This window comes from Clostridium tertium, assembly GCF_902652255.1.
Taxonomy (GTDB): Bacteria; Bacillota; Clostridia; order Clostridiales; family Clostridiaceae; genus Clostridium; species Clostridium tertium_A.
On record NZ_CACRTO010000047.1, the window covers coordinates 1 to 19,799 of the forward strand.

General features: G+C 27.0%; 22 protein-coding genes and 1 pseudogene. 2 read left to right on the forward strand and 21 right to left on the reverse strand.

The genetic code is table 11. From position 1 onward, the window contains the following. Positions 1 to 147: 147 nt before the first annotated feature. From GPX08_RS14740 to GPX08_RS14810, 15 genes are all read right to left on the reverse strand, one after another. The gene (locus GPX08_RS14740) at positions 148 to 1,086 is read right to left on the reverse strand and encodes a sulfide/dihydroorotate dehydrogenase-like FAD/NAD-binding protein (protein ID WP_156627585.1); all 939 of its coding nucleotides are present in this window, start codon (positions 1,084 to 1,086) and stop codon (positions 148 to 150) included. Positions 1,087 to 1,437: 351 nt separating this feature from the next. Next, on the reverse strand, positions 1,438 to 1,944 hold the full coding sequence (locus GPX08_RS14745; RefSeq protein ID WP_156627586.1) for a helix-turn-helix domain-containing protein: 507 nt from the start codon (positions 1,942 to 1,944) through the stop codon (positions 1,438 to 1,440). A gap of 187 nt (positions 1,945 to 2,131) precedes the next feature. Then, positions 2,132 to 2,491, reverse strand: a complete 360-nt coding sequence (locus GPX08_RS14750) for a hypothetical protein (RefSeq protein ID WP_156627587.1) — start codon at positions 2,489 to 2,491, stop codon at positions 2,132 to 2,134. An 83-nt stretch (positions 2,492 to 2,574) separates the two neighbouring features. Next, positions 2,575 to 3,015: a GNAT family N-acetyltransferase gene (locus GPX08_RS14755; protein ID WP_156627588.1), complete on the reverse strand. Its 441-nt coding sequence runs from the start codon at positions 3,013 to 3,015 to the stop codon at positions 2,575 to 2,577. 62 nt (positions 3,016 to 3,077) lie between these two features. After that, positions 3,078 to 3,776 (reverse strand): alpha/beta hydrolase, encoded by a 699-nt coding sequence (locus GPX08_RS14760; protein ID WP_156627589.1) that lies wholly within the window; start codon positions 3,774 to 3,776, stop codon positions 3,078 to 3,080. Between the two features lie 296 nt (positions 3,777 to 4,072). Then, entirely contained in the window at positions 4,073 to 4,654 is a 582-nt protein-coding gene (locus tag GPX08_RS14765) for a DUF1311 domain-containing protein (RefSeq protein ID WP_156627590.1), read from the reverse strand. Between the two features lie 324 nt (positions 4,655 to 4,978). Then, complete coding sequence (locus GPX08_RS14770; RefSeq protein WP_156627591.1) at positions 4,979 to 5,167, reverse strand: hypothetical protein; 189 nt, start codon at positions 5,165 to 5,167, stop codon at positions 4,979 to 4,981. 576 nt (positions 5,168 to 5,743) lie between these two features. After that, positions 5,744 to 7,057, reverse strand: a complete 1,314-nt coding sequence (locus tag GPX08_RS14775) for a hypothetical protein (protein WP_156627592.1) — start codon at positions 7,055 to 7,057, stop codon at positions 5,744 to 5,746. Positions 7,058 to 7,064: 7 nt separating this feature from the next. After that, positions 7,065 to 7,844 (reverse strand): SDR family NAD(P)-dependent oxidoreductase, encoded by a 780-nt coding sequence (locus GPX08_RS14780; RefSeq protein ID WP_156627593.1) that lies wholly within the window; start codon positions 7,842 to 7,844, stop codon positions 7,065 to 7,067. A 4-nt stretch (positions 7,845 to 7,848) separates the two neighbouring features. Next, positions 7,849 to 8,634 (reverse strand): MBL fold metallo-hydrolase, encoded by a 786-nt coding sequence (locus GPX08_RS14785; RefSeq protein ID WP_156627594.1) that lies wholly within the window; start codon positions 8,632 to 8,634, stop codon positions 7,849 to 7,851. Then, a complete protein-coding gene (locus GPX08_RS14790; RefSeq protein WP_156627595.1) occupies positions 8,635 to 9,603 on the reverse strand; it encodes an NAD-dependent epimerase/dehydratase family protein in 969 nt (322 codons plus the stop codon). Positions 9,604 to 9,612: 9 nt separating this feature from the next. Next, a complete protein-coding gene (locus GPX08_RS14795) occupies positions 9,613 to 10,740 on the reverse strand; it encodes a hypothetical protein (RefSeq protein ID WP_156627596.1) in 1,128 nt (375 codons plus the stop codon). 7 nt (positions 10,741 to 10,747) lie between these two features. Beyond that, positions 10,748 to 11,839: an ATP-grasp domain-containing protein gene (locus GPX08_RS14800; RefSeq protein ID WP_156627597.1), complete on the reverse strand. Its 1,092-nt coding sequence runs from the start codon at positions 11,837 to 11,839 to the stop codon at positions 10,748 to 10,750. Between the two features lie 21 nt (positions 11,840 to 11,860). Further along, positions 11,861 to 12,859 carry a beta-ketoacyl-ACP synthase III gene (locus GPX08_RS14805; protein ID WP_156627598.1) on the reverse strand — a complete coding sequence of 333 codons (999 nt, stop codon included), beginning with the start codon at positions 12,857 to 12,859 and terminating at the stop codon, positions 11,861 to 11,863. 173 nt (positions 12,860 to 13,032) lie between these two features. Then, entirely contained in the window at positions 13,033 to 14,196 is a 1,164-nt protein-coding gene (locus tag GPX08_RS14810) for a D-alanyl-D-alanine carboxypeptidase (protein WP_156627599.1), read from the reverse strand. Positions 14,197 to 14,317: 121 nt separating this feature from the next. On the opposite strand from GPX08_RS14810, the gene GPX08_RS14815 reads away from it, so the two are divergent. Further along, positions 14,318 to 14,908, forward strand: coding sequence for a DUF2953 domain-containing protein (locus GPX08_RS14815; RefSeq protein WP_156627600.1), 591 nt, complete (start codon positions 14,318 to 14,320; stop codon positions 14,906 to 14,908). 15 nt (positions 14,909 to 14,923) lie between these two features. Then, positions 14,924 to 15,382 carry a sporulation protein YtfJ gene (gene ytfJ / locus GPX08_RS14820; RefSeq protein ID WP_156627601.1) on the forward strand — a complete coding sequence of 153 codons (459 nt, stop codon included), beginning with the start codon at positions 14,924 to 14,926 and terminating at the stop codon, positions 15,380 to 15,382. 10 nt (positions 15,383 to 15,392) lie between these two features. Here ytfJ and GPX08_RS14825 read toward each other — a convergent pair whose 3' ends face one another. The 6 genes and pseudogenes from GPX08_RS14825 to GPX08_RS14850 all read right to left on the reverse strand — a co-directional run bounded on the left by GPX08_RS14825 (position 15,393) and on the right by GPX08_RS14850 (position 19,735). Then, the gene (locus GPX08_RS14825) at positions 15,393 to 16,028 is read right to left on the reverse strand and encodes a segregation/condensation protein B (RefSeq protein ID WP_156627602.1); all 636 of its coding nucleotides are present in this window, start codon (positions 16,026 to 16,028) and stop codon (positions 15,393 to 15,395) included. After that, positions 16,021 to 16,767, reverse strand: a complete 747-nt coding sequence (locus GPX08_RS14830; protein WP_156627603.1) for a segregation/condensation protein A — start codon at positions 16,765 to 16,767, stop codon at positions 16,021 to 16,023. The genes GPX08_RS14825 and GPX08_RS14830 overlap by 8 nt, the downstream gene beginning before the upstream one ends. 263 nt (positions 16,768 to 17,030) lie before the next feature. Then, positions 17,031 to 17,435 carry an arsenate reductase ArsC gene (locus tag GPX08_RS14835; protein WP_156627604.1) on the reverse strand — a complete coding sequence of 135 codons (405 nt, stop codon included), beginning with the start codon at positions 17,433 to 17,435 and terminating at the stop codon, positions 17,031 to 17,033. A 13-nt stretch (positions 17,436 to 17,448) separates the two neighbouring features. Further along, positions 17,449 to 17,899, reverse strand: a pseudogene (locus tag GPX08_RS14840) (GNAT family N-acetyltransferase). Positions 17,900 to 17,911: 12 nt separating this feature from the next. Then, positions 17,912 to 18,877: an arsenic resistance protein gene (locus GPX08_RS14845; protein ID WP_156627605.1), complete on the reverse strand. Its 966-nt coding sequence runs from the start codon at positions 18,875 to 18,877 to the stop codon at positions 17,912 to 17,914. 321 nt (positions 18,878 to 19,198) lie between these two features. After that, on the reverse strand, positions 19,199 to 19,735 hold the full coding sequence (locus GPX08_RS14850; RefSeq protein WP_156627606.1) for a flavin reductase family protein: 537 nt from the start codon (positions 19,733 to 19,735) through the stop codon (positions 19,199 to 19,201). Positions 19,736 to 19,799 lie beyond the last annotated feature (64 nt).

Genomic DNA, 19,799 nt, shown 5'->3' on the forward strand with positions numbered 1-19,799 from the left:
TGGTACTTTTATTTCTTTCATTTGGAATCCTCCTTTTAATTATAAGAATATTATTCCAAATCTACCACTTAAAAATACATAAAAGGATGTAGTAGATTTGCTTTTACACAAATCTTTCTACATCCTCGCTTTTTAAAGAATTTATCACTATAAGTTTAGCTGCTGCCCTTTTTGTAGCATCTCTGTACATAGCGCACAAATACCTTCTCCACAACACATTTTTGTATTATTACAGCAAGATAAATCAATTTTATTTTTATCTATTTCATTTAAGTAATCTATAGTATTTACAGTTAATATATCAGCTCCTGCTATATGGATGTAATTTATATCATTATCATCTATTAATTTTTTAACAATCACTTTTGCCTCATCACTTAATTTACCCTTATCTAAAAGTGATACTTCTTTTAATTCTACATTATAATTCTCTAGATATTCTTTTACATAAATTTCTTTATAAGGTTCCTTATCTAATAACAAAATTATTTTATTATTACTAAAAGATAATTTTCTAATTACTGGCATCATTGGTGCCATACCAATCCCTCTAGCTAATACTAAAACATTTTTGTCTTTTTGCTTATTAAGATTGCTAATTCCAAATACACCATTCCAATAAGCACCTCTTATAGTGATTTCTTCACCTTCATTTATACTTAATAATTGCTTTGTCTTTATTCCTCTAATTTCGATCATTATTGATACTATATTCTCATTAATATCTGACTCTAAAATTGAAATAGGAACATCATAATATATATTTTCACTAGTTCTAATGAAAATAAAGCTTCCAGGCTTAACTAAATCAATAGCTAATTTATGTGGAACTTCAAACTTAATTACTACAATATCCTCTTCTAATACTTCCTTTTTAACAACTAAACAATTGTAGGTCCTTCTGCCTTCCTTTGCCTTTGAACCATTATTAATAAATTCATGGTAAATACATACTCCCTTCCAATTTAAACAATCGCAAAGACAATCCCCCTGAAGCTGAGAACAAATAATACACTCCCCGCTTTCAGCTAATTTACAAGGACAAAACTCCGTTCCAACATCAATGCATTCAACAATTTCTTTCATTAAATAATCTCCCCCAGGATTTCTTATACAATATTAACTTATTTTCTATTTTTCTTTTTGTTACAACATTTTTAGAAGGATGAGTACTGTCGCAGATTGTAATTTAATATTAATTAAACTATATTTTGCACACTTAAATTTTTAATTATAACATTTTTATACAATGCTATTTACTTGTATTATAATTATTTATAATTTAATAATTCTAAATAAAAAAGGGCAGTTTATATCTGCCCAATCTTCTTATATCAATTTATTAAATATTGTATTATCAATATAAATCTCCACTATAACTAATAAATACTAATTATTAGGAATCTTTTATTTAATAGTATTTCTAATAATAATATTTTATTTCTCTACTATTTTAACACTAAAAAGTTTTATCTCTACATTAGCTGCATATTTTAATTCATAAGTAGGCATTCCTAAACTAATAGCCTCACTTATCTCTTCAATTTCTTTTATTATGTCTTCTTTGTCTAGATACCACCCTAGAACAGTTTTATGTTCTCCCCAAAATGTAACTTTATCAACCCCATATAATATAAATTTAGGGTCATTTTCCTTAGCTGATGAAACTTTTGAAGTAGTTACCTTATTACAAGTAACTATATTAGTTCCATCAAAGGTTCGTATTGATATCTTCCCTGAAGATATTATAACTTTATTTTTATCTTCATCTTTTATATTATCTTCTAAATTTACTTCATCAAGCAATAAATAGTCTATTGATACATTTAATGCTTTCGATATTAAAATCAATTTCTCTGTTTCAGGATAACCATTACCTGATTCCCATTTTGAAACTGCTTGTCTCGATACATCTAACATTTCTGCTAATTGTTCTTGTGATATATTTTTTGTCTTTCTAGTATTTTTAAATTTTCAGCAAAACTCATAAATATATCCCTATTTCTTTTTCCTATTTATAAGACATATTATATAAATTCAGTTAGTAATATAACACCAACACTGATTTGCGTTTATGCTACTTTAAGTTGCATTTATATTTTTATATAAAATTTTTTGATATAATTTAAAATTACCAAATCTCAATAGTTTCAGTAAAAATAGGTTTTCCATCTTGCTTTGCTATAATAGTTAATTTTGATGGAACAAAACTTTTTTCTTTATATTCAGGACTGCAACTATAACCATTAACCTTTCCTTGAACTAATAGTTCTTCAACTATATCATCGTATCTATCCTTTAATTCAACTACAACTTGTGGAACAAACAATCTGTTTCTTTCTGATTCCTCTCCATTAAATCTTAATGGCATTAAATATAATGGTTTTAGAATATTCTTATTTGCTAATTCAATTACTTTCTCTATGGAATCAACTTCATAAAAGTTTGGTTTAGTTTCACCTTTCTTTTTAAATTTATTAAATATTCCCATCTTATTTCCCCCCACATAAATTTATACCAGTTATTTTTTTAAATATTACTTTATATATTTATTTTACGTATATAAATACTTTACTACTTCCCCATAACAATAAGATCTCCTAAGACTTTAAAGCCATTTTTTTTATAAAAACTACAAGAAGGATATTCTCTTTCTGTGTTTAATATCATTCCTTCAACTTTTTCATGTTTTAATAACTCTTCTAGAGTTTTTATAAATATGCTACCTATACCTTTTCCTTGGAATTCATAACCTATACAAAATTCATCTATGTAATACTCCATCCCATAAATCCACGGCTTTTTCATTCCTATACTTAAAGCTACCACCTTATTATCTATTAATCCTATATATCCTAGAAAGTAATTGTTTTTCATATGGTTTATAAAAAAATCCCTTACCTGTTCCCTCGAATCATATACATCATTCCAAGGTTCTCTAGAAAATGTATCAATAAATAAATTAGTACATTCTTCTATATATTCTTCTGATAACTTAATCACATTAAATCCCATTTAATCACCTACTTCTCATTTATAATAAACTTATTACACACTTTTTAGCTCTATTCATAATCTTATATATACTCATTAAACCACTTTTCTAATTGCTTCAAATATTTTTCCTCTGTAAAATAGTGTTCTGCACCTTCAATAACTGTTAAATTAGCAGAATACTTATCTACAAAATTAGATACTGTTGTTTTATCAGTTAATCCATCCTTTGAAGGATATAGGATATAAGTATTAGAGTTCCATTTAATAATAGGATTTTCCTTTGTGTAAATCCAATAGTCATAATATAATGTTTCCCCTATAGGTGTTTCAATTACTTTTTCGCTCTTTAACTGCTCTTCAGTTATATTAAACCAGCTCATCATATTACTAATTAGATTTTCCATATCTAAAACTGGACATTGAAATAAAGATTTTTTTAAATCAAGATCTTTATAAGCTAAAAGACTAAAATATGCACCAAGACTACACGCATACAAGCTTATTTCTTTCCACTTATTAGTTACATAATTACTAATAGATTTTAAATCCTTAACCCCATTCCATACCAGGATTTGATAGTTTTCATTTTTTCTTTCTCCATGCTCTGGCAAATCGAAGCTTACTACCTGATACCCTCTTGAAATTGCATTTTCAGCGAAACTCTCTGCATTTTCTTTACATCCCATTTTTCCATGAACGTATATATAAACTTTATCTGAATCTGGACCCCAAATTAGCGCTGGGATACCTTCTATTAAAACTCTTAATTTATCTGCCATCTTTTCTTCATCTACTCCTATTTTCTATAATGATTGTTTTAACACTTAATTATTATTTTTAATAAAAATGCGTAGTTAAATTAACTAAAATCTTACTACGCATTAATTAAAATAATAATATCTAATTAGTTGTATCTTTTCTTTTATCTAGTAACAGGCCAATAGCAACACCCAAACCTAATCCTAAAGCCAGATTGTCAAATACGATTCCAAATGTAAGTCCTAATCCCATAAATATAGGTAGATTATAGGAATCTTTCTTTTTCTTCTCATTCTCTTCCATAAACTCTTCACTCCTACTTCATATAGTTGTTGACTAACTCATAACATCTTTCTTTAGTGCTTTTAGCCATACTATCTATTCTTAAAAAAGGAGCAATTGATCCATCTTCGTACCCATCATCGGCTGCATCTCGCTTTTCGTCTCTAGTCTGAATCCAATTAAGCTCTTCCTGAGTTAACTTGTCCATTTCATCTTCTGATAACTGTTCTTTTAATTTAAAATAAACTTCATTTAACATATCATCCCATTTTTCATATTCTTCAGAAGCAGCCTCTACCATTTCAAGAGTTACTCCACTATCATACTTAGCTTTTAAGGATGTATCTAAATTAGCTTGTAGTTCATTTAATTTATCTAGATAGATTTGCTTAATTGATTCATAATCATTGTTTCTGGTAGACTCATCTTCTTTTGCTGTACCTGAATCTTGTCTATTATTTGAATCATCTTGCTTATTATTTTTATCCTCTGAAGATGTTATAATAGTATCGCTATTCTTATCTTCATTTTTATTAGATGTAGAGTTACTACATCCAGATAGAAATAATATACTAGCACTAGCAATACAAAGAATAACTTTTGTAATCTTGCTCATTGTTATCTCCCCTATTTTTGTGTATTTTTTAACATATATAAATATAGAAGATCATTTATACTTATTAATACATTATAAAACTTTTTACCTATAATATACTATTAATATAAAATTATACTTCTAATTAAAATTATACCATAATTATTATAGATTTATAATTATTTGTAAATTTCGCCTCATTTATATATAATCATGGAAGTTTGAGTCTTAAAAATATAAACTATTATTTCTTCTTTTTCTTTAACTTGACTTTTATTATTTATTTGTAGTCTATTATAAGAAAATAGTTTAGTGCATATTTCGCTACACTTTAATCTATATTATCTATAAGAAATTAATTACTATATTAACAAGAAATTCACGTACTCTTTTATTAATAAAAATTCCTAATATAATTAGTAACACTCCTGAAGTTGTTATAAAATAACCTAACAAATCATCAAAAAGATAAATATATTCAATTCCAAGTAAAAGCAGTCCTATTATAAAACTTGAATAAGAAACAGATTTCAAATTAACACCTCCTAAATGATATAAATTAAATTTTTCTTTCCATAATGAAAAGTCACCTGGCAAATTTTCATTTATCCATGCTGGATATTTATCAATTTTTTTATAACAAATTCACTTTCTATACCAGAATTAAAGTCATATAATTATAGAAACATCTTATTTATGTAATCACTACTAGTAAAAATACTATTTCTCATAGTTGCATTATATATTATACCATATTTTTCATAGTTTTATAATTAATGTATCTAAATTAGTATTCACTTATTAAAAAATTAAATTCATATAAAAACTTTCTTTAAAACCACTCTTCTTAATCATTAAATTTATTTATAAATAATATATTTTCTAATAAATAAAATAAGGAGTTAGCTCATAGCTTCCCCCTTTTCATTACTCTTTTAAACATTTTTATCCTGTTCTGGCTGATATATATCTTCTACCAGTTATTTCCTGATGTTAAAATATAATAATCTAATTTAGATTCCACTTCAATTTAGAATTGTTTTTTAAGCAAACAATAGACATTGGCTTTACTCCTATAGTATTGGCTACAAGATTGCACTTTGCCAAATATCAGACATATAGTACATTACTACTTATTCTTCTAAGCTTATTACCTTGAATAAAAACTAGAGTATCCCTAAAAGAAATATTTATCTTTTCAATGTCCTGCTTATCAAATAAATGATCTAGACTAAACCTTATATTATCCTGAATTAATTCTCTATCTGATTTTTCATCTATTTCAATGTAAATTTCAATATTTGTTAAGCTTTGTTGGAAGGCTTGATAACTTATAATCTCTTCACTGCTACTAATTATAGCTCGTCTTATAAAATCAGGGAAAATAATAACTTCATCACCCTTTTTATTTATAAATTTAAAAATATCATCACTTCTACCTTCAATCTTTTCAATGCAAGTACTAACAGAACCACAAGGACATTTTTCTTTTTTCTCTATTAGAATATCATTAAGCTTGTACCTTATTATCGGTTGAGTTTTTCTTTCAAAGTCAGTAATTATAGGGTAAAATCTCTCTTCATCTATATATTCTCTTTCGAAGATTACAAAGTCTTCATTTAAATGGAGATTCCCATATTTACATGTAATTCCCAAAAACCCTTCTGTTGCCTGGTATATTTGATGAATCTTTTTATTAAATACCTTTTCTAAGTACTCCTTGTCTTTGTCTTCTAATATTTCAGCTACAGAATATATTATTTTAGGTGAAATGTTTAATCTATTCCATTCCATTTCTTTTGCTAACAATATTAGCATTGATGGTGGAGCTATTAAGAAGCTTGGCTGATATTTATTTAATCTTTTTGCATTCTCATTCAAGGGATGCAATAAATCAAAAAATTCAAACTTAATATGATTGCTTTTTACTGATTCATATAAATTACTATTAGCTCTTAAAAAGAAGGCTACTCTTTGCCTTTTTAATATACTTTCCTTTAGAGCCTTAGCTAAAATAGTTCCTGTCCACTTACTTTTATCTTCTTCTGAAACTAAGAATAAACCTCTATTACCACTAGTTCCTGATGATAGCCCAATAATATTACCATTTATCATAGGTGAAAAATCACGACTATTTTCTGCCTTAAATGCTATTTCAAAGCATTGGTCTTTTTTTAATCCTACTGTATTTAATAAATCAAAATTGTCCATCATAATCTTTTTATCTATACAAGGTAAGCTACTTAGATTATTTATATTATACCCTTTATAATATTCTTTATAAAATATAGAGTTCTTCATTACATACTTAATATGTTCTTTAAATTTATCCTTTTGAAATCTCTCTAGTTCTTCTCTACTTTTAAATTTATAGTTATATTTTCTATCCAAATAATATCTAAATAATTTTATTTTTTCTTTCATATCACACCTATTTTAAGTATTCCCAATTTTTATTTGCTATTTTGTAATATATCTTTTTAGGCATCCTAGTTAACAGTACATATAAGAATTTATTTAATATCCCTGGTATTAAAATCACCTTATTTTTATTAATATTTTTAATAGTATAGCTAGCTATTTCGTCAGTAGTCATCCATCTTAGTACCCCTTTATTTTTAAGTAACTTTTTATCTATATTTATACCGTCATAAAAACTACTACTAACAAAACCTGGACAAAGGCACTTGATATTAATATTACTGCCTAGATTCTCTAAATAGATAGTTTCCATAAATATATTTAAAAATGCTTTAGTAGCACAATAAATTCCTAGGTTCGGAAAAGCCCCAAATCCTACTATTGAACTTACGGTAAGAACTGCTCCCTTATTTTTCATCTTAAATCTATTTAATATATTATGAGTTAACATAATTACACTTGTATTATGAGTAATTTCCATGTCCATATTAAAAGATAAATCATGATCTGCAAAAGATTTATATCCACCAAATCCAGCATTATTAATAAGCATGTCTATCTCATAACCATCTATGTTTTCAATTAGACTATTAATCTCATCTAGCTTACTTAAATTTATCCTAAAGGTTACAATATCAATATTAAACTTAAGTTCTAAACTTTCTTTTAGTTCTTTTAATAAGTCCTCACTTCTAGCAACTAAAATTAAGTTTTTATTCTCTCCTGCTAGTCTTTTCGCAAAAGCTTTACCTATCCCCTTTGTAGCACCTGTTATTAAGACATAGCCCATTATCTCACCTCATTTCATGGGTTGCTACTATTTGAAATTCATTATTCGTTTCCTTAGAAAACTTCACAATTTTTTGTAATGTCTTAATAAACTCTTTATAATCATCCATAATAAGTCTAGTTAATTTACTCGGATAATCTCCCTCTAAATAATTTTCCTTAACCCAAGCTGAATCTGAAATTAAAAAATATTTCTTTTCATCATTAATAATTAAACCTAATGTATTTTTACTATGTCCTGGTAATTCAACCACAAGCAACTTCCCATCATCAAATAAATCATATACCTTAGTAAAAACAGAGTTCTTAATTGGATTTTTACTTACCTCTAAATCTTCAATATACTTTACTCTATCTTCATAATCACTTGGTAGAAGATTTGGTATAAATCCTTCTTTTAATGCTTTGAAGTTCTTCTTATTCTTTAAGTGAAAATACTCTTTTTTAGAGCATATTATAGGTATATTAGGGAAATCTTTAAGCCCAGCTATATGATCTGCATGAAAGTGAGATAGTAAAATCAAATCTATTTTTTTACCCTTTAAGACATTTGTTGCATACTCCTCTTCTTTAACTGTGCAAGGAGTTAATAACCCATATAAATTATATGGAAACTTCTTAACAGATTCATAAAAATGCTTAGAATATCCTGTATCAAATAAAACATTTCCCCTTGGATGTTCTATATAAACAGTTAATGCTGGAAATCTAATTTTTTTAAGCTTACCCTTTTTTCTAACTAATCTTTCAATATTGCTACAATATCCACAATCTATAAATCTAACCTTCAATCACTTTCCCTCCTTTAAATACCATTCAGCATATTTATTTAATCCCTCTTTAATTGTGAATAATGGTTTATAATTTAACTGATTTTTTATTTTACTTATATCTAAAGTTTGGCTTTTCGATAGTACCGTAACTGTGTATCTATTTAAGGTGCAATCCACACTTAACTTTTCTGATACCCATTCTATTATCCTTCCAGTTGTAAACATAATCCTATATGGTAATTTAATATATTTAGGCCTAATATCTAAAGCTTCAAATAACATTTCTAAAACTTCTCTTAGTTCTAAAGCTTCATCATTATTGACGTTGTAACATTCACCAATGTATTTATCCTCACAATTTACCGCTAAATAAATAGCTTGTACTACATTCTCTACATAAGTAACATCAACTAAACAACTTCCATTATTTATCATAGGCAAAAAGCCTTTCTTAGCCGCATTAACTAAACTAGGTACAATAGATGTATCATATTCACCAAAGATAGCTCGTGGACGAATAATTATATATGGCAAGCTACTAGCTATAACTTCTTTTTCCCCTAAATACTTAGTTTTAGCATAATTATTTAAAAAGTTTTTTGTTATAGGATCACTTTCCTTAACATTTACTCTTTCCTCAGAACCTGAATAAATACTCGGTGTTGATATATGAATAAACCTTTTTAAATTTTTATTTTCTTCAGCAAAAGCTATCATATTTTTAGTTCCATTTACATTAACCTTATAAAATTCGTCATATCTTCCACTGGATTTAGATAATGCAGCTGAATGTATAATAACATCGTAATCATGCTCCAATTCATCTAAAGAATCTGTAATATCTATTCTCTTAAATTCAACATCTAACTCCGTTAACTTCCCCTCATTTTTTCTTCCTATAGCAGTTACCAAATAACCTTCATTTAAAAACCTTTTAACTACGTGGTATCCTAAAAAACCAGTAGCTCCAGTTACTAAAATCTTCATCTTCTCTCCTTAAAAATCCTTCTCCATAATAAGCTTTAATATCCTTTTACTATTTAAAATGGATAGTAATTTATATGGCATCTTTCTATAAAAACCAAGATGCTCATTGTAATAGTAAATATATTCTATATCCTTTTTGCTTCCCCTAAGCTTTTTAAACTTTCCAACACCAGAACTCCTATGTAAATTACAATTTAGCTCTTCTCCAAGTTTATTAATCATAGAAGTTAACATTCTGTATAAGTTTATATCTTTAGATGTGTCATAGCCTAGAATGGGAGTAGTTAAAGTATTATTTACAACAAAGCACCCAATAATACCAATTAGCTTCTTATCTTCATCAATCAGACCTTTGAAAATAAACTTATCATTTTTTATTAGAAATTCCACAAAAGTCTTTTTAATCATTGGATTTGACTTTGAATATTTATCAATGTAAAGCATATTGTATAACTTCACAATTTCAGTTGAATACATAGTTTCTTTTATATCTATAATATTTAATTTATTTTTCCATATTAATTTATAATCTTGATTTATCTTTTTTCTAGCACTTTTATTTAAAGTATCACTTTTCTTCAATAAATATACTTGTCTACTAGGTAGTTTCTTAAAATTTAATTTTTCCAAAGAAGCAGATATGGCAGAATAAAAATAATTATTTAAACTTCTAAATACTATGCTGCTTTTAGGATAGTTTTTAATTAAATATTTTTTTATTTCCTCTAACTCCTTAAAAGATAAATTGTTAATTAAATTTGTTGATAACATTAAACTATTTACAATAACTATATTATTAATTCTACAACCCTTAAAAAGTAGTCCAAGTAAATATATTATAGGACTTAATACAAACTCTAAAATCTTATTATTTAAACAATATAATTCATCATAACAATAAGTTATAAAATGACTAAAAGGTGACACTGTATAAGTATTAGAGTATTCCTTTTTGTTTATAGTTATAATTATTTCTCTTCCCGTTGATAGCACTAGGACCTTAACATTAGTTTTAAGATTCGATATTAAATTTTCACTAGCAAATGCGAGAAATGGATATGCATATTCATATACAAATTCGTCCTTATGCTTTTGTTTATATTCATCTAAATTATTTTCATCAAAAACCTTTACCATAGCGCCCCTAATCTCCGTTATACTCAATATCAAATGTTGTTATACCAGTAATACTTTTTCTATATATTAAGCTTAAGATAAGAAAATAAAGCACTACCCAAAACTGATTTAAAAAGGGCATTTTGTCTTTACCATCATATACAATATCCCTAGAGTTTTTATAATCATTTCTGTATTCTTTATTTAAAAACTTCCCTTTAAATATTCCATGCAAAAACATATTAGTTTTCATAGAAGTTATATTAAACTTATCAACTTTAATTTTCTCTCCATTTATGAAGGCTCCTATTATGTCAGTATCATAAGGTATTAAAGTAAGTCCACTAGTTGATCTAGGATTACATTCTATAGGATAAAAGTCATTATCAAACTTTATAAAATCAAAAGCAACTTGTCCTGAAAGATTTAATTCTTTAACTATTTTAGATACTATATCTTTTAGTCTATTACTCTCACAATATTCATAATAGATACTTGTCCCCATTCCAATAGCATGTTTAGTTTTATAGTTTACATGTAACAATATGTTCCCCTCTTTAACTAAAGAAAAAGTACAATACTGCTGACCTTTAATAAATTCCTGAATTATATACTTATTATCCTCATTAATAACTATTTCATTAGTATTATTAATCACTTTTACAAATGTTCCAAACCTTGAAAATATAGGCTTAATAATACTTTTATTAGTTATTTTTATAAAAGCATCTTTTCTATAAATTTCTGTTTTAGGTGTTTTGAGCCCTAACATATCGCATAGCTTAATGAATTCATACTTATTATGAAGAGTTAGTATTTTTTGAAAGTCGTCTACTAAAACCTTACATTGCAATTTATCCCTTATCATTGATATATAAATAGTTTCTTCACATGTTGGTATTACTATATCAATTTTATTTTTATTAATAATACCGTTAATTTCTTTTAAATAACCTTCTATATTCTTATTAGGTTTACTCACTATCTTTAAACTTTCTTTTATAGCCATACTATTCTTAGCTAAGCTAACCCTATCTGCTATATAAACACTATGCATGGATAAAATTCTAGCTAAATGTACTGCTACAGGAGCCCTTCCCCCAAGAATCAAAATATTCATATCATCCCTCAATTAAATTAATCAGTACTCTAAAATTACACCACCAATTGAAAGTCCAGCTGATGTACCCATAAGTAATACTTTATTTCCTCTTTTAATTTTGCCCTCTTTAACAGCTATATAAAAAGCCATAGGGATTGATGCAGCAATCATATTACCCATCTTTTCGATAATAACCATAAACTTTTCTTCAGGAATATTTAATTTCTTTCTAATTAACCTCATAGCACTAGTTGATGCTTGATGTGGACATACCATATCAATGTCTTTTAAAGTTAAATTAGATTTTCCTAATAGGTCTTCTAAGAATTTAGGTATTTTTTGAAAAGATAACTTTAATAATTTTTTACCATCCATATGAAATTTAAACTGATCTTCACTTTCCTTTGTTACAGATTTAGTAGTAGGTGGAATTTTACTTCCACCTGCAAGGATTGAACAAAGGTCTGCTCCATCACCATAGGTTCTATGCATTGCATTAATAATTCTTGCCCTCTCATTTTCAGAGGCTTTCCCTATAATCATTGCAACAGCTCCATCTCCAAAAAGGGCAAAAGATTCTGGCTCCTTTGGATTAATTGCTGCAGATGCCTTTTCACTAGCAATAATAACAACATTTTTATATCTACCAGCTTCAATTAGATAGCTTAAATTATCAAGTGCTGAAAGAAAGCTTAAACATGTTGAGTTAATATCAAAACAAGATATTCCACTATCACCCAATCCAAGATGTCTTTGAATCAAACAAGCTGTAGATGGGATAATTTGTTCAACAGAGGCTCCAGCATAACAAATTGCATCTAAATCATCTAATGACATAGAGGCATCCTTTAAGGCATCTAAAATAGCATTTTTCCCCATTATCGATACAGTTTCTTCATTATTTGCATACCTTCTCTCCTTTACACCAACATAATTACTTGTCCAGCCTATTTTTTTACCAATGATTTCATCTACCTCTTCCCCTGTGACTACTCTCTTAGGTAAATATATTCCCATTCCTTTGACTTTAATCTTCATTTTCTTGCCTCCTTATAAAAATAATATCTTCCCCAAAGCACTCGCTCTCCTTTGAGGTATTCCTGTTTTATAATTTTAGCATAAAAGTAATTTTATTCCAAATAATTAACTAAAGGTCGAAAAGAAAAAACTCCCTAAGGAGTTTTTAAATCAATTGTTACTTTTTAATTGTACTAGTTTCCCATTATTATATTTTCTAACTCTTCTTTGCTAATATCTATGTTGCTTATTAAAGGGAATTTAAACTTTTCAAATGTCTTATCTTTAACAGATATCTTTCCAAGTATATCACCTTGATTTATCTTATTATTGTTGAATACTTCTACTTCAACTGCATCTGTTTCTTTATAGCCATAGGTTATATCTTCTTCTTGAATTACATCTCCAAGTCCAGCTAGTTTTTCTTCTTTTAATATGTCTTTATTATTTTTTGTGATAAATTCATTATTTGCAATGACATAATTATATATATTTTCAGTTACATTCCATCTATCAACACAATTAAGTACAACTATTATAATATTTCTACCATTATGATTTACTGATGATACTAAGCACTTTCCTGCCCCTCCAGTATAACCAGTTTTAACACCATTAGCTTCAGGTATTCTATAAAGTATTTTATTTATATTACTGTAATCTCTAGTAAAATTATACTTATCCTTACTTATAGTTTTTTCTCCAACACATTCTCTAAACTCTGGGTATTCCATTGCCTTAGATGTTAAGATAGCTAAATCATAAGCTGAAGAATAATGCTTAGCACTATCAAGTCCATGAGGTGACTCAAAATGTGAATCTAATATCCCAACGGATTTTGCAAAATCATTCATTATATTTGAAAAACCTTCGATAGATCCACCTATATCTTCGGCAATTGCTATAGCTGCATCATTACCTGATCTAAACATTAATCCAAATAGCAATTCTCTCATTGACACTTCTTCACCAGGTCTAAATCCTACTGTTGAACCTCTAATAGATGCTGCATTTTTACTGATGGTTACTTTTCTATCCAAATCTCCATAATTTATTGCTATTAAGCAAGTTAATATTTTTGTTGTACTAGCCATAGGAACAATTTCATATCCATTTTGATCCCATAATACTTCCATAGTTTTCGCATCTAATGCTATTGCATTTCTAGCAGATACTCTTAGAGGCTTACTAGGATTTATTTCTTCTAATGAAATATCACTTACATCTTCGACTATATCTAAGGTTTCAAAATCTGAATCTATATCGTCATCTGTGAACGCATTAACTGTATTAACATTTATATTTATTGTCAATAATACTAATAAAAAGACTATTGATAATTTTTTATTAATTTTCATAATATCACCCTCTATAATAACCATCTATGAGTAGTTTGTTCCAAAAGAAATTTTTTAAACATTTTTTTTACTTTTTTCTTAAAATGTCAGATATGATTACGATTTAAAGAAAGGATTGCATATGATATTTCTATTTATTTTATCTCTTATTATATTATTAATTATTTTTCCAATACCAATAAAAATAGAAGTTAGTTTTATTGATAATATCTTATTCTTTAAATTGTTCAATAAACTTATTTTTACTTCAAAAGATGGCATACAACTTAAACTTCTAAGAAAATTCCTTGAAAGTAAAAGTAAAAAGAATAATATTGATCATTCTTATAAGGAAAAAGAAAACCCTAAGAAAGAAAGAATAAAAGCTAAGAAAAGGTCAAGAAAAATAGCCTTTATCAAATTATATAACTATATAAGTAATAATAAATTCAAACCATTAATAAAGATAAAAGGATATTTAGATTATGGATTTGAAGATGCAGCCCTTTGTGCTCTTCTTTATGGAATTTTAAATATATTACCCGGTTTTCTTTATTTTATTTTATCTATAGTTTTTGATGTTACTAATTTAGGACTTAATATTAATCCTAGATTTAATAAAACCCATTTATCTTTTGGCATAACTGGTATATTTTATTTTAATCTTGCCAATATTATATATATATTATTCTTATTTTATAAATCTTTAGAATATAAGGAGGTGACTCCCTAATTTAGGGAGAAAACTATGACAAACCAACATCCTATTGAAAATTTAATGAAAAGTACTATGGAAAATCTAAAAGATATGATAGATGTTAATACTGTAATTGGAGATGCTGTTGAAACTAAAGACGGAAGCTACATTATTCCAATTTCAAAATTAACATTTGGTTTTGTTTCTGGTGGAAGTGAATTTGGTCACGAATGTAAAGCACCACTTGAAGAAGTTACTAAACATCCTTTTGGTGGAGGTTCAGGAGCTGGTATTACTGTAAAGCCTGTTGCATTCTTAGTGTTAAGAAATGATGCAGTAAGGCTACTTCCTGTAGACCAAAATTCTACATATGATAGAATTGTAGATTCAGTTCCTCAAGTTATTGATATGATAAAAGGATTTTTCAATGAAGATAAGAAAAAAGGAAGCACATCATCTTCAAATACTGATTTAGATGATTGTGATTCCTCTTCTGGTAATATACATTAATAATTTAAAACTATTCTTTACTCTCTAATTCTTTATCTTCCTTGCCTTGCACTATATTGCTCATTTCTTCAATTATTGAATTGTCTTCATTGTTATATATATCTAGTGAAGGCAATTCATTTAATTCTCTTAAACCAAATTGTCTTAAGAATTCTTCTGTAGTTCCAAATAACATTGGTCTACCTGGAACTTCCAATCTTCCAACTTCCTTAATTAAGTCTTTTTCAATAAGTCTGTTAATCGCACTCTCAGACTTAACTCCTCTTATTTCGTCTATATCAACCCTCGTTATCGGTTGCTTATAAGCAATTATAGCTAAGCTTTCTAAAGAAGCTTGTGATAATGATTGTCTCTTATTCTTTTTTAATAATTTTTGTACAAAGTCACTATTTTCGGCCTTAGTTACTAGTTGATATTCACCATTTATTGAAATAAGCTTAATACCTCTTTTTTCACTATCATACTCTAGAACCATTTCATCTAATACTTCTTTAACTAACTTTATGTTTGACTCTAAAGCATTAGTTATATCTTTTATTGAAAGAGGATCACCACTTACAAAAAGTAATGATTCAATTGCAGACTTTATTCTTGGCTTATTTGATAATTCTTCAAATTCATATTGTCCAATTTCTAATTTACTCATTTCCTCTTCTCCTTTCAATTAAGATATCATCAAAGCTTTCATCTTGATATACCTTTACAATTCTTATCTTTATAAGTTCTAGAAGTGCTAGAAATGTTACTACAGCTTCTAATTTACATTCACTTGCATCAATTATTTCCTTAAATTTTATAATTGATTCATTTTCTACTCTCTCTGCTAACTCATTCATTTTATCTTCAATTTTGTACTTATCAATATATATCTTTCTTTGAATTACATTAGCCTTATTTTGTTTCATTAGAAAATTCTCTATTAGACTATTATATAAATTATATAAATCTAATAAAGTGGTGTTTTTAAATAAATCGTCTTCTTTACTATTATTCTTAACATCTTCTATTATTTCAGGCTTCTTAGTATAAATATCACCTGATTCTATAAACCTATCTCTTAAAAATAATGCAGCACCCTTTATCTTTCTATATTCAATAAGCCTTTCCATAAGACGTTTTTCTATATCTTCTTCATTTTCTTCATCTACTTTAACTACAGGTAAAAGCTTCTTAGACTTTATTTCAATTAAAGTTGCAGCAACTACTATAAATTCTGAAGTTATTTCAAGATCCATAACCTTCATTTCATCTAGATGTTTTAAATATTGATTAGTTATTTTATATATTTCTACATTATAAATATCCATCTCATTCTTTTTAATTAAATGTAGTAATAAATCAAAGGGTCCTTCAAAATTATTTAGTTTTACTTGTGGCATTTCCATTATAATCATCCACCTCTATTTTATAAAGTGATTCTTATCTTCAGGTGGAGTTTTCTTAACAGGAATACCCCGTGCTCCATCTGAAGGCTATAGAAGAACTAATCCATGCGCGTAGCAGTGCTTAGCTCTCACTTATAGAAGGAGGGAGTGTTAGCAATGGTAGCGATGGGATAAACTTTCTTCCCAATATATAATAACAAGATTGAGATTAAAGGACAACCTTTTTAAACAAAATGACTGTCCTAAAGACAGTCATTTTATTTTTAAATTTCTCTATTATTAATTCTATATACTAGATTTTTAATTTTTTCTTCTATAGTATTAATTACCTTAATAAACTCCTCATCACTTTTCCCAGTAGGATCTTCTAATCCCCAATCCTCTATATGCTCTGCAAATACTGTAGGACATATAACATTACATCCCATTTTTATAGCAATATCTACCTCTGGTATTTCTGTCAACAGTTTAGATTTTTGAGTTTTATTCATATCAATATTATATATATCCTTAACAATTCTAACTGCATCTTGGTTTATTTGTGGCTTAGTTTCTGTTCCTGCTGAGTAACTTTCAAAAACTTCACTACCATATAATTTACCTAATGCCTCTGCTATTTGTGATCTACAAGAGTTATGAACACATATAAACGCCACTTTCTTTTTCACTTTTAATCTCTCCTTAGTTTAATCTCATATGAAATATTAGAAAATTATTTCCTTGCTCATCAAGGTCTGATCTTTCAAAAACTTCAAACCTCATATGTTTATAAAATTCTACTGCTTGAATATTTTGCTCATTTACATCTACATACATTACATTTAAAATCTTTATTGCATATTCTATTAGTTTTTTACCGATACCCATGCCCCTGTAATCATCACTTATAAATAACATCTCGATTTTATTATTATGTACTCCCATAAAAGCTTTAATAATTCCGTTATCATTTCTTACACATAAAAGGTCATTAACATAATTAGCACCTTCTACAACATTGGGTATAAGTGATACTATATCTTCTTCACTTAAAAAGTTATGGGTTTGCTCTAACTGATGACTCCCATACTTTCAGTATATTTTTTATATCATCTTCATTTACATTATTTAACTTTTCCACTTATTGTATTATAATTATACATATTTATTGTGTTATGTGTCTATACCTTATTTTCAATAATACTTTAGATATTATAAATAGCACAGGTAATTCTATTAATGGTCCAATTATTAGTGCTAACGCGATTAAAGGTTTATCTTGAAAAGTAGCAACAGCTATAGCTAATGCTATAGGAGAATTTCTCGCTAATGTTGTTAAGTTTAAAGATACACTATCTTCATAACTTAAATTTAATTTTCCTCCTATAAACCTACCCACCATAAAATTAATAAAGAAAAATAGTAATATAGGAATTAATAGTATAAGTAATGTATTTAAATTACTTAAAAGTACCTTCCCCTGTGAGGCAAACATAGCTATAATTGCTATATTTAAGAAATACCCTTGGTAGTCACAAGCCTTGCTCATTAGTTTACCAATAAGTTCATTACTTTTTACCCTTCTCATAATAATAAATCTACATATAATTGCAAGAAATAGTGGTATTATTAAACTATAAATAACTCCTTTACCTAAGCTAATAGCATCTATTTCAATACTTGTCCCACCAAATATAAATATATATACTGGTAATAATATTAATTGAAGTATTAAATTAAGTGGCAATATGGAGGAACTTAATGCAACATTTCCCTTAGCTATTCCTGTAAAAATTAAATACCAATCAGTACAAGGTGTTACCATTAGCATTATAAAGCCAATTAATAATTCAGGTTTATTCTTTAAAAATAATCTTCCTAATATAAATATTAATATTGGAGTCCATATAAAATTAATAGTAATTGAAGTTATAGTAAACTTCAAATTCTTAAAAGACTTACCTATTTCTTTTATAGGTATTTGTATAAATACTAAAAATAACATTATCATAAGTGATGGCATTATTAAGTATTCAGAATATATACTAATAAAATCTATTTGACCAATTAATATTCCTAAACTAACCATACCTAGTATTATAAAGCTTTGTAACTTATTTATATTTTCCATTAAATTCATCCTTTTCATTTATGTAGTGATAATAATTTTCAATCACTAGTATATCATAATAAGTATCTCATTTATAATGAATTTAACATTTATGAATATTAGTCTTAAATATCTTGTAATATTTATCTAATTATACCCTTAATATAAGGTTTATACTCTTAATATAAGGTTCATTTCTATTTTAAATAGCAGCATTATATTTGTGAATTTATACAACTAATTATTCTTAATTTTAATAAAAGGTAACAATAATAAAAATAAGCAAGAAAAAAGTGCCTATAATTCAATAAATAGTAGCACTTTTCTATATTTAATATTATATTATTCAACTATATATGCACTTACAATTTCACCATAATAAGCTATATGATAATCCCTATTTGCCCCATGGAATGATCCATCTACATCTTGAGGATAATATTTAGTTTTATTTTCTTCTAAAATTTCATTTTTATCTTGCATTTGTTTATATATAACTTTACATTCAAGGGTAAGTGGAAGCTCCTTAATAGCTGGTACTGAAATTTCATTAGGTGATTCAAGGGTTAAATTTAAGTCTTTTATTTTATCAACTAAATGTCCAGACTTTGTACCACAAACTCCTAATATCTTTTTATTAAAGTCCCCTACTGGTATATTAATAGTAAACTCTGGATTCTTTTCTAGCTGATACTTTGTAAATCTATTTTCTCTCACAAAGACTGTAAAAATAGGTTTCCCCCACTCTATTCCTAATGACCCCCAAGATATAGTCATAGAATTAACTTTATCATCTGCTTTTGTAGTTAATAAAACTCCATTCTTTAGAGCCTTCATTATAACATTTGCATAATCAAATACTTCTATTTCTTTTTTCATTATATCTCCTCCTAGATTCCTTCTTATCTTTATGATAAGTTAAAATATATTTACTAGCAAGTAC

Coding starts and splice junctions, on each gene's coding strand:
- ytfJ (WP_156627601.1), top strand. CDS start 14,924: ATGACAAACCAACATCCTATTGAAAATTTAATGAAAAGTACTATGGAA.
- GPX08_RS14830 (WP_156627603.1), bottom strand. CDS start 16,767: ATGGAAATGCCACAAGTAAAACTAAATAATTTTGAAGGACCCTTTGAT.
- GPX08_RS14795 (WP_156627596.1), bottom strand. CDS start 10,740: ATGGTAAAGGTTTTTGATGAAAATAATTTAGATGAATATAAACAAAAG.
- GPX08_RS14750 (WP_156627587.1), bottom strand. CDS start 2,491: ATGGGAATATTTAATAAATTTAAAAAGAAAGGTGAAACTAAACCAAAC.
- GPX08_RS14845 (WP_156627605.1), bottom strand. CDS start 18,877: ATGGAAAATATAAATAAGTTACAAAGCTTTATAATACTAGGTATGGTT.
- GPX08_RS14775 (WP_156627592.1), bottom strand. CDS start 7,057: ATGAAAGAAAAAATAAAATTATTTAGATATTATTTGGATAGAAAATAT.
- GPX08_RS14740 (WP_156627585.1), bottom strand. CDS start 1,086: ATGAAAGAAATTGTTGAATGCATTGATGTTGGAACGGAGTTTTGTCCT.
- GPX08_RS14815 (WP_156627600.1), top strand. CDS start 14,318: ATGATATTTCTATTTATTTTATCTCTTATTATATTATTAATTATTTTT.
- GPX08_RS14790 (WP_156627595.1), bottom strand. CDS start 9,603: ATGAAGATTTTAGTAACTGGAGCTACTGGTTTTTTAGGATACCACGTA.
- GPX08_RS14780 (WP_156627593.1), bottom strand. CDS start 7,844: ATGGGCTATGTCTTAATAACAGGTGCTACAAAGGGGATAGGTAAAGCT.
- GPX08_RS14805 (WP_156627598.1), bottom strand. CDS start 12,859: ATGAAGATTAAAGTCAAAGGAATGGGAATATATTTACCTAAGAGAGTA.
- GPX08_RS14850 (WP_156627606.1), bottom strand. CDS start 19,735: ATGAAAAAAGAAATAGAAGTATTTGATTATGCAAATGTTATAATGAAG.
- GPX08_RS14810 (WP_156627599.1), bottom strand. CDS start 14,196: ATGAAAATTAATAAAAAATTATCAATAGTCTTTTTATTAGTATTATTG.
- GPX08_RS14760 (WP_156627589.1), bottom strand. CDS start 3,776: ATGGCAGATAAATTAAGAGTTTTAATAGAAGGTATCCCAGCGCTAATT.
- GPX08_RS14755 (WP_156627588.1), bottom strand. CDS start 3,015: ATGGGATTTAATGTGATTAAGTTATCAGAAGAATATATAGAAGAATGT.
- GPX08_RS14765 (WP_156627590.1), bottom strand. CDS start 4,654: ATGAGCAAGATTACAAAAGTTATTCTTTGTATTGCTAGTGCTAGTATA.
- GPX08_RS14800 (WP_156627597.1), bottom strand. CDS start 11,839: ATGAATATTTTGATTCTTGGGGGAAGGGCTCCTGTAGCAGTACATTTA.
- GPX08_RS14825 (WP_156627602.1), bottom strand. CDS start 16,028: ATGAGTAAATTAGAAATTGGACAATATGAATTTGAAGAATTATCAAAT.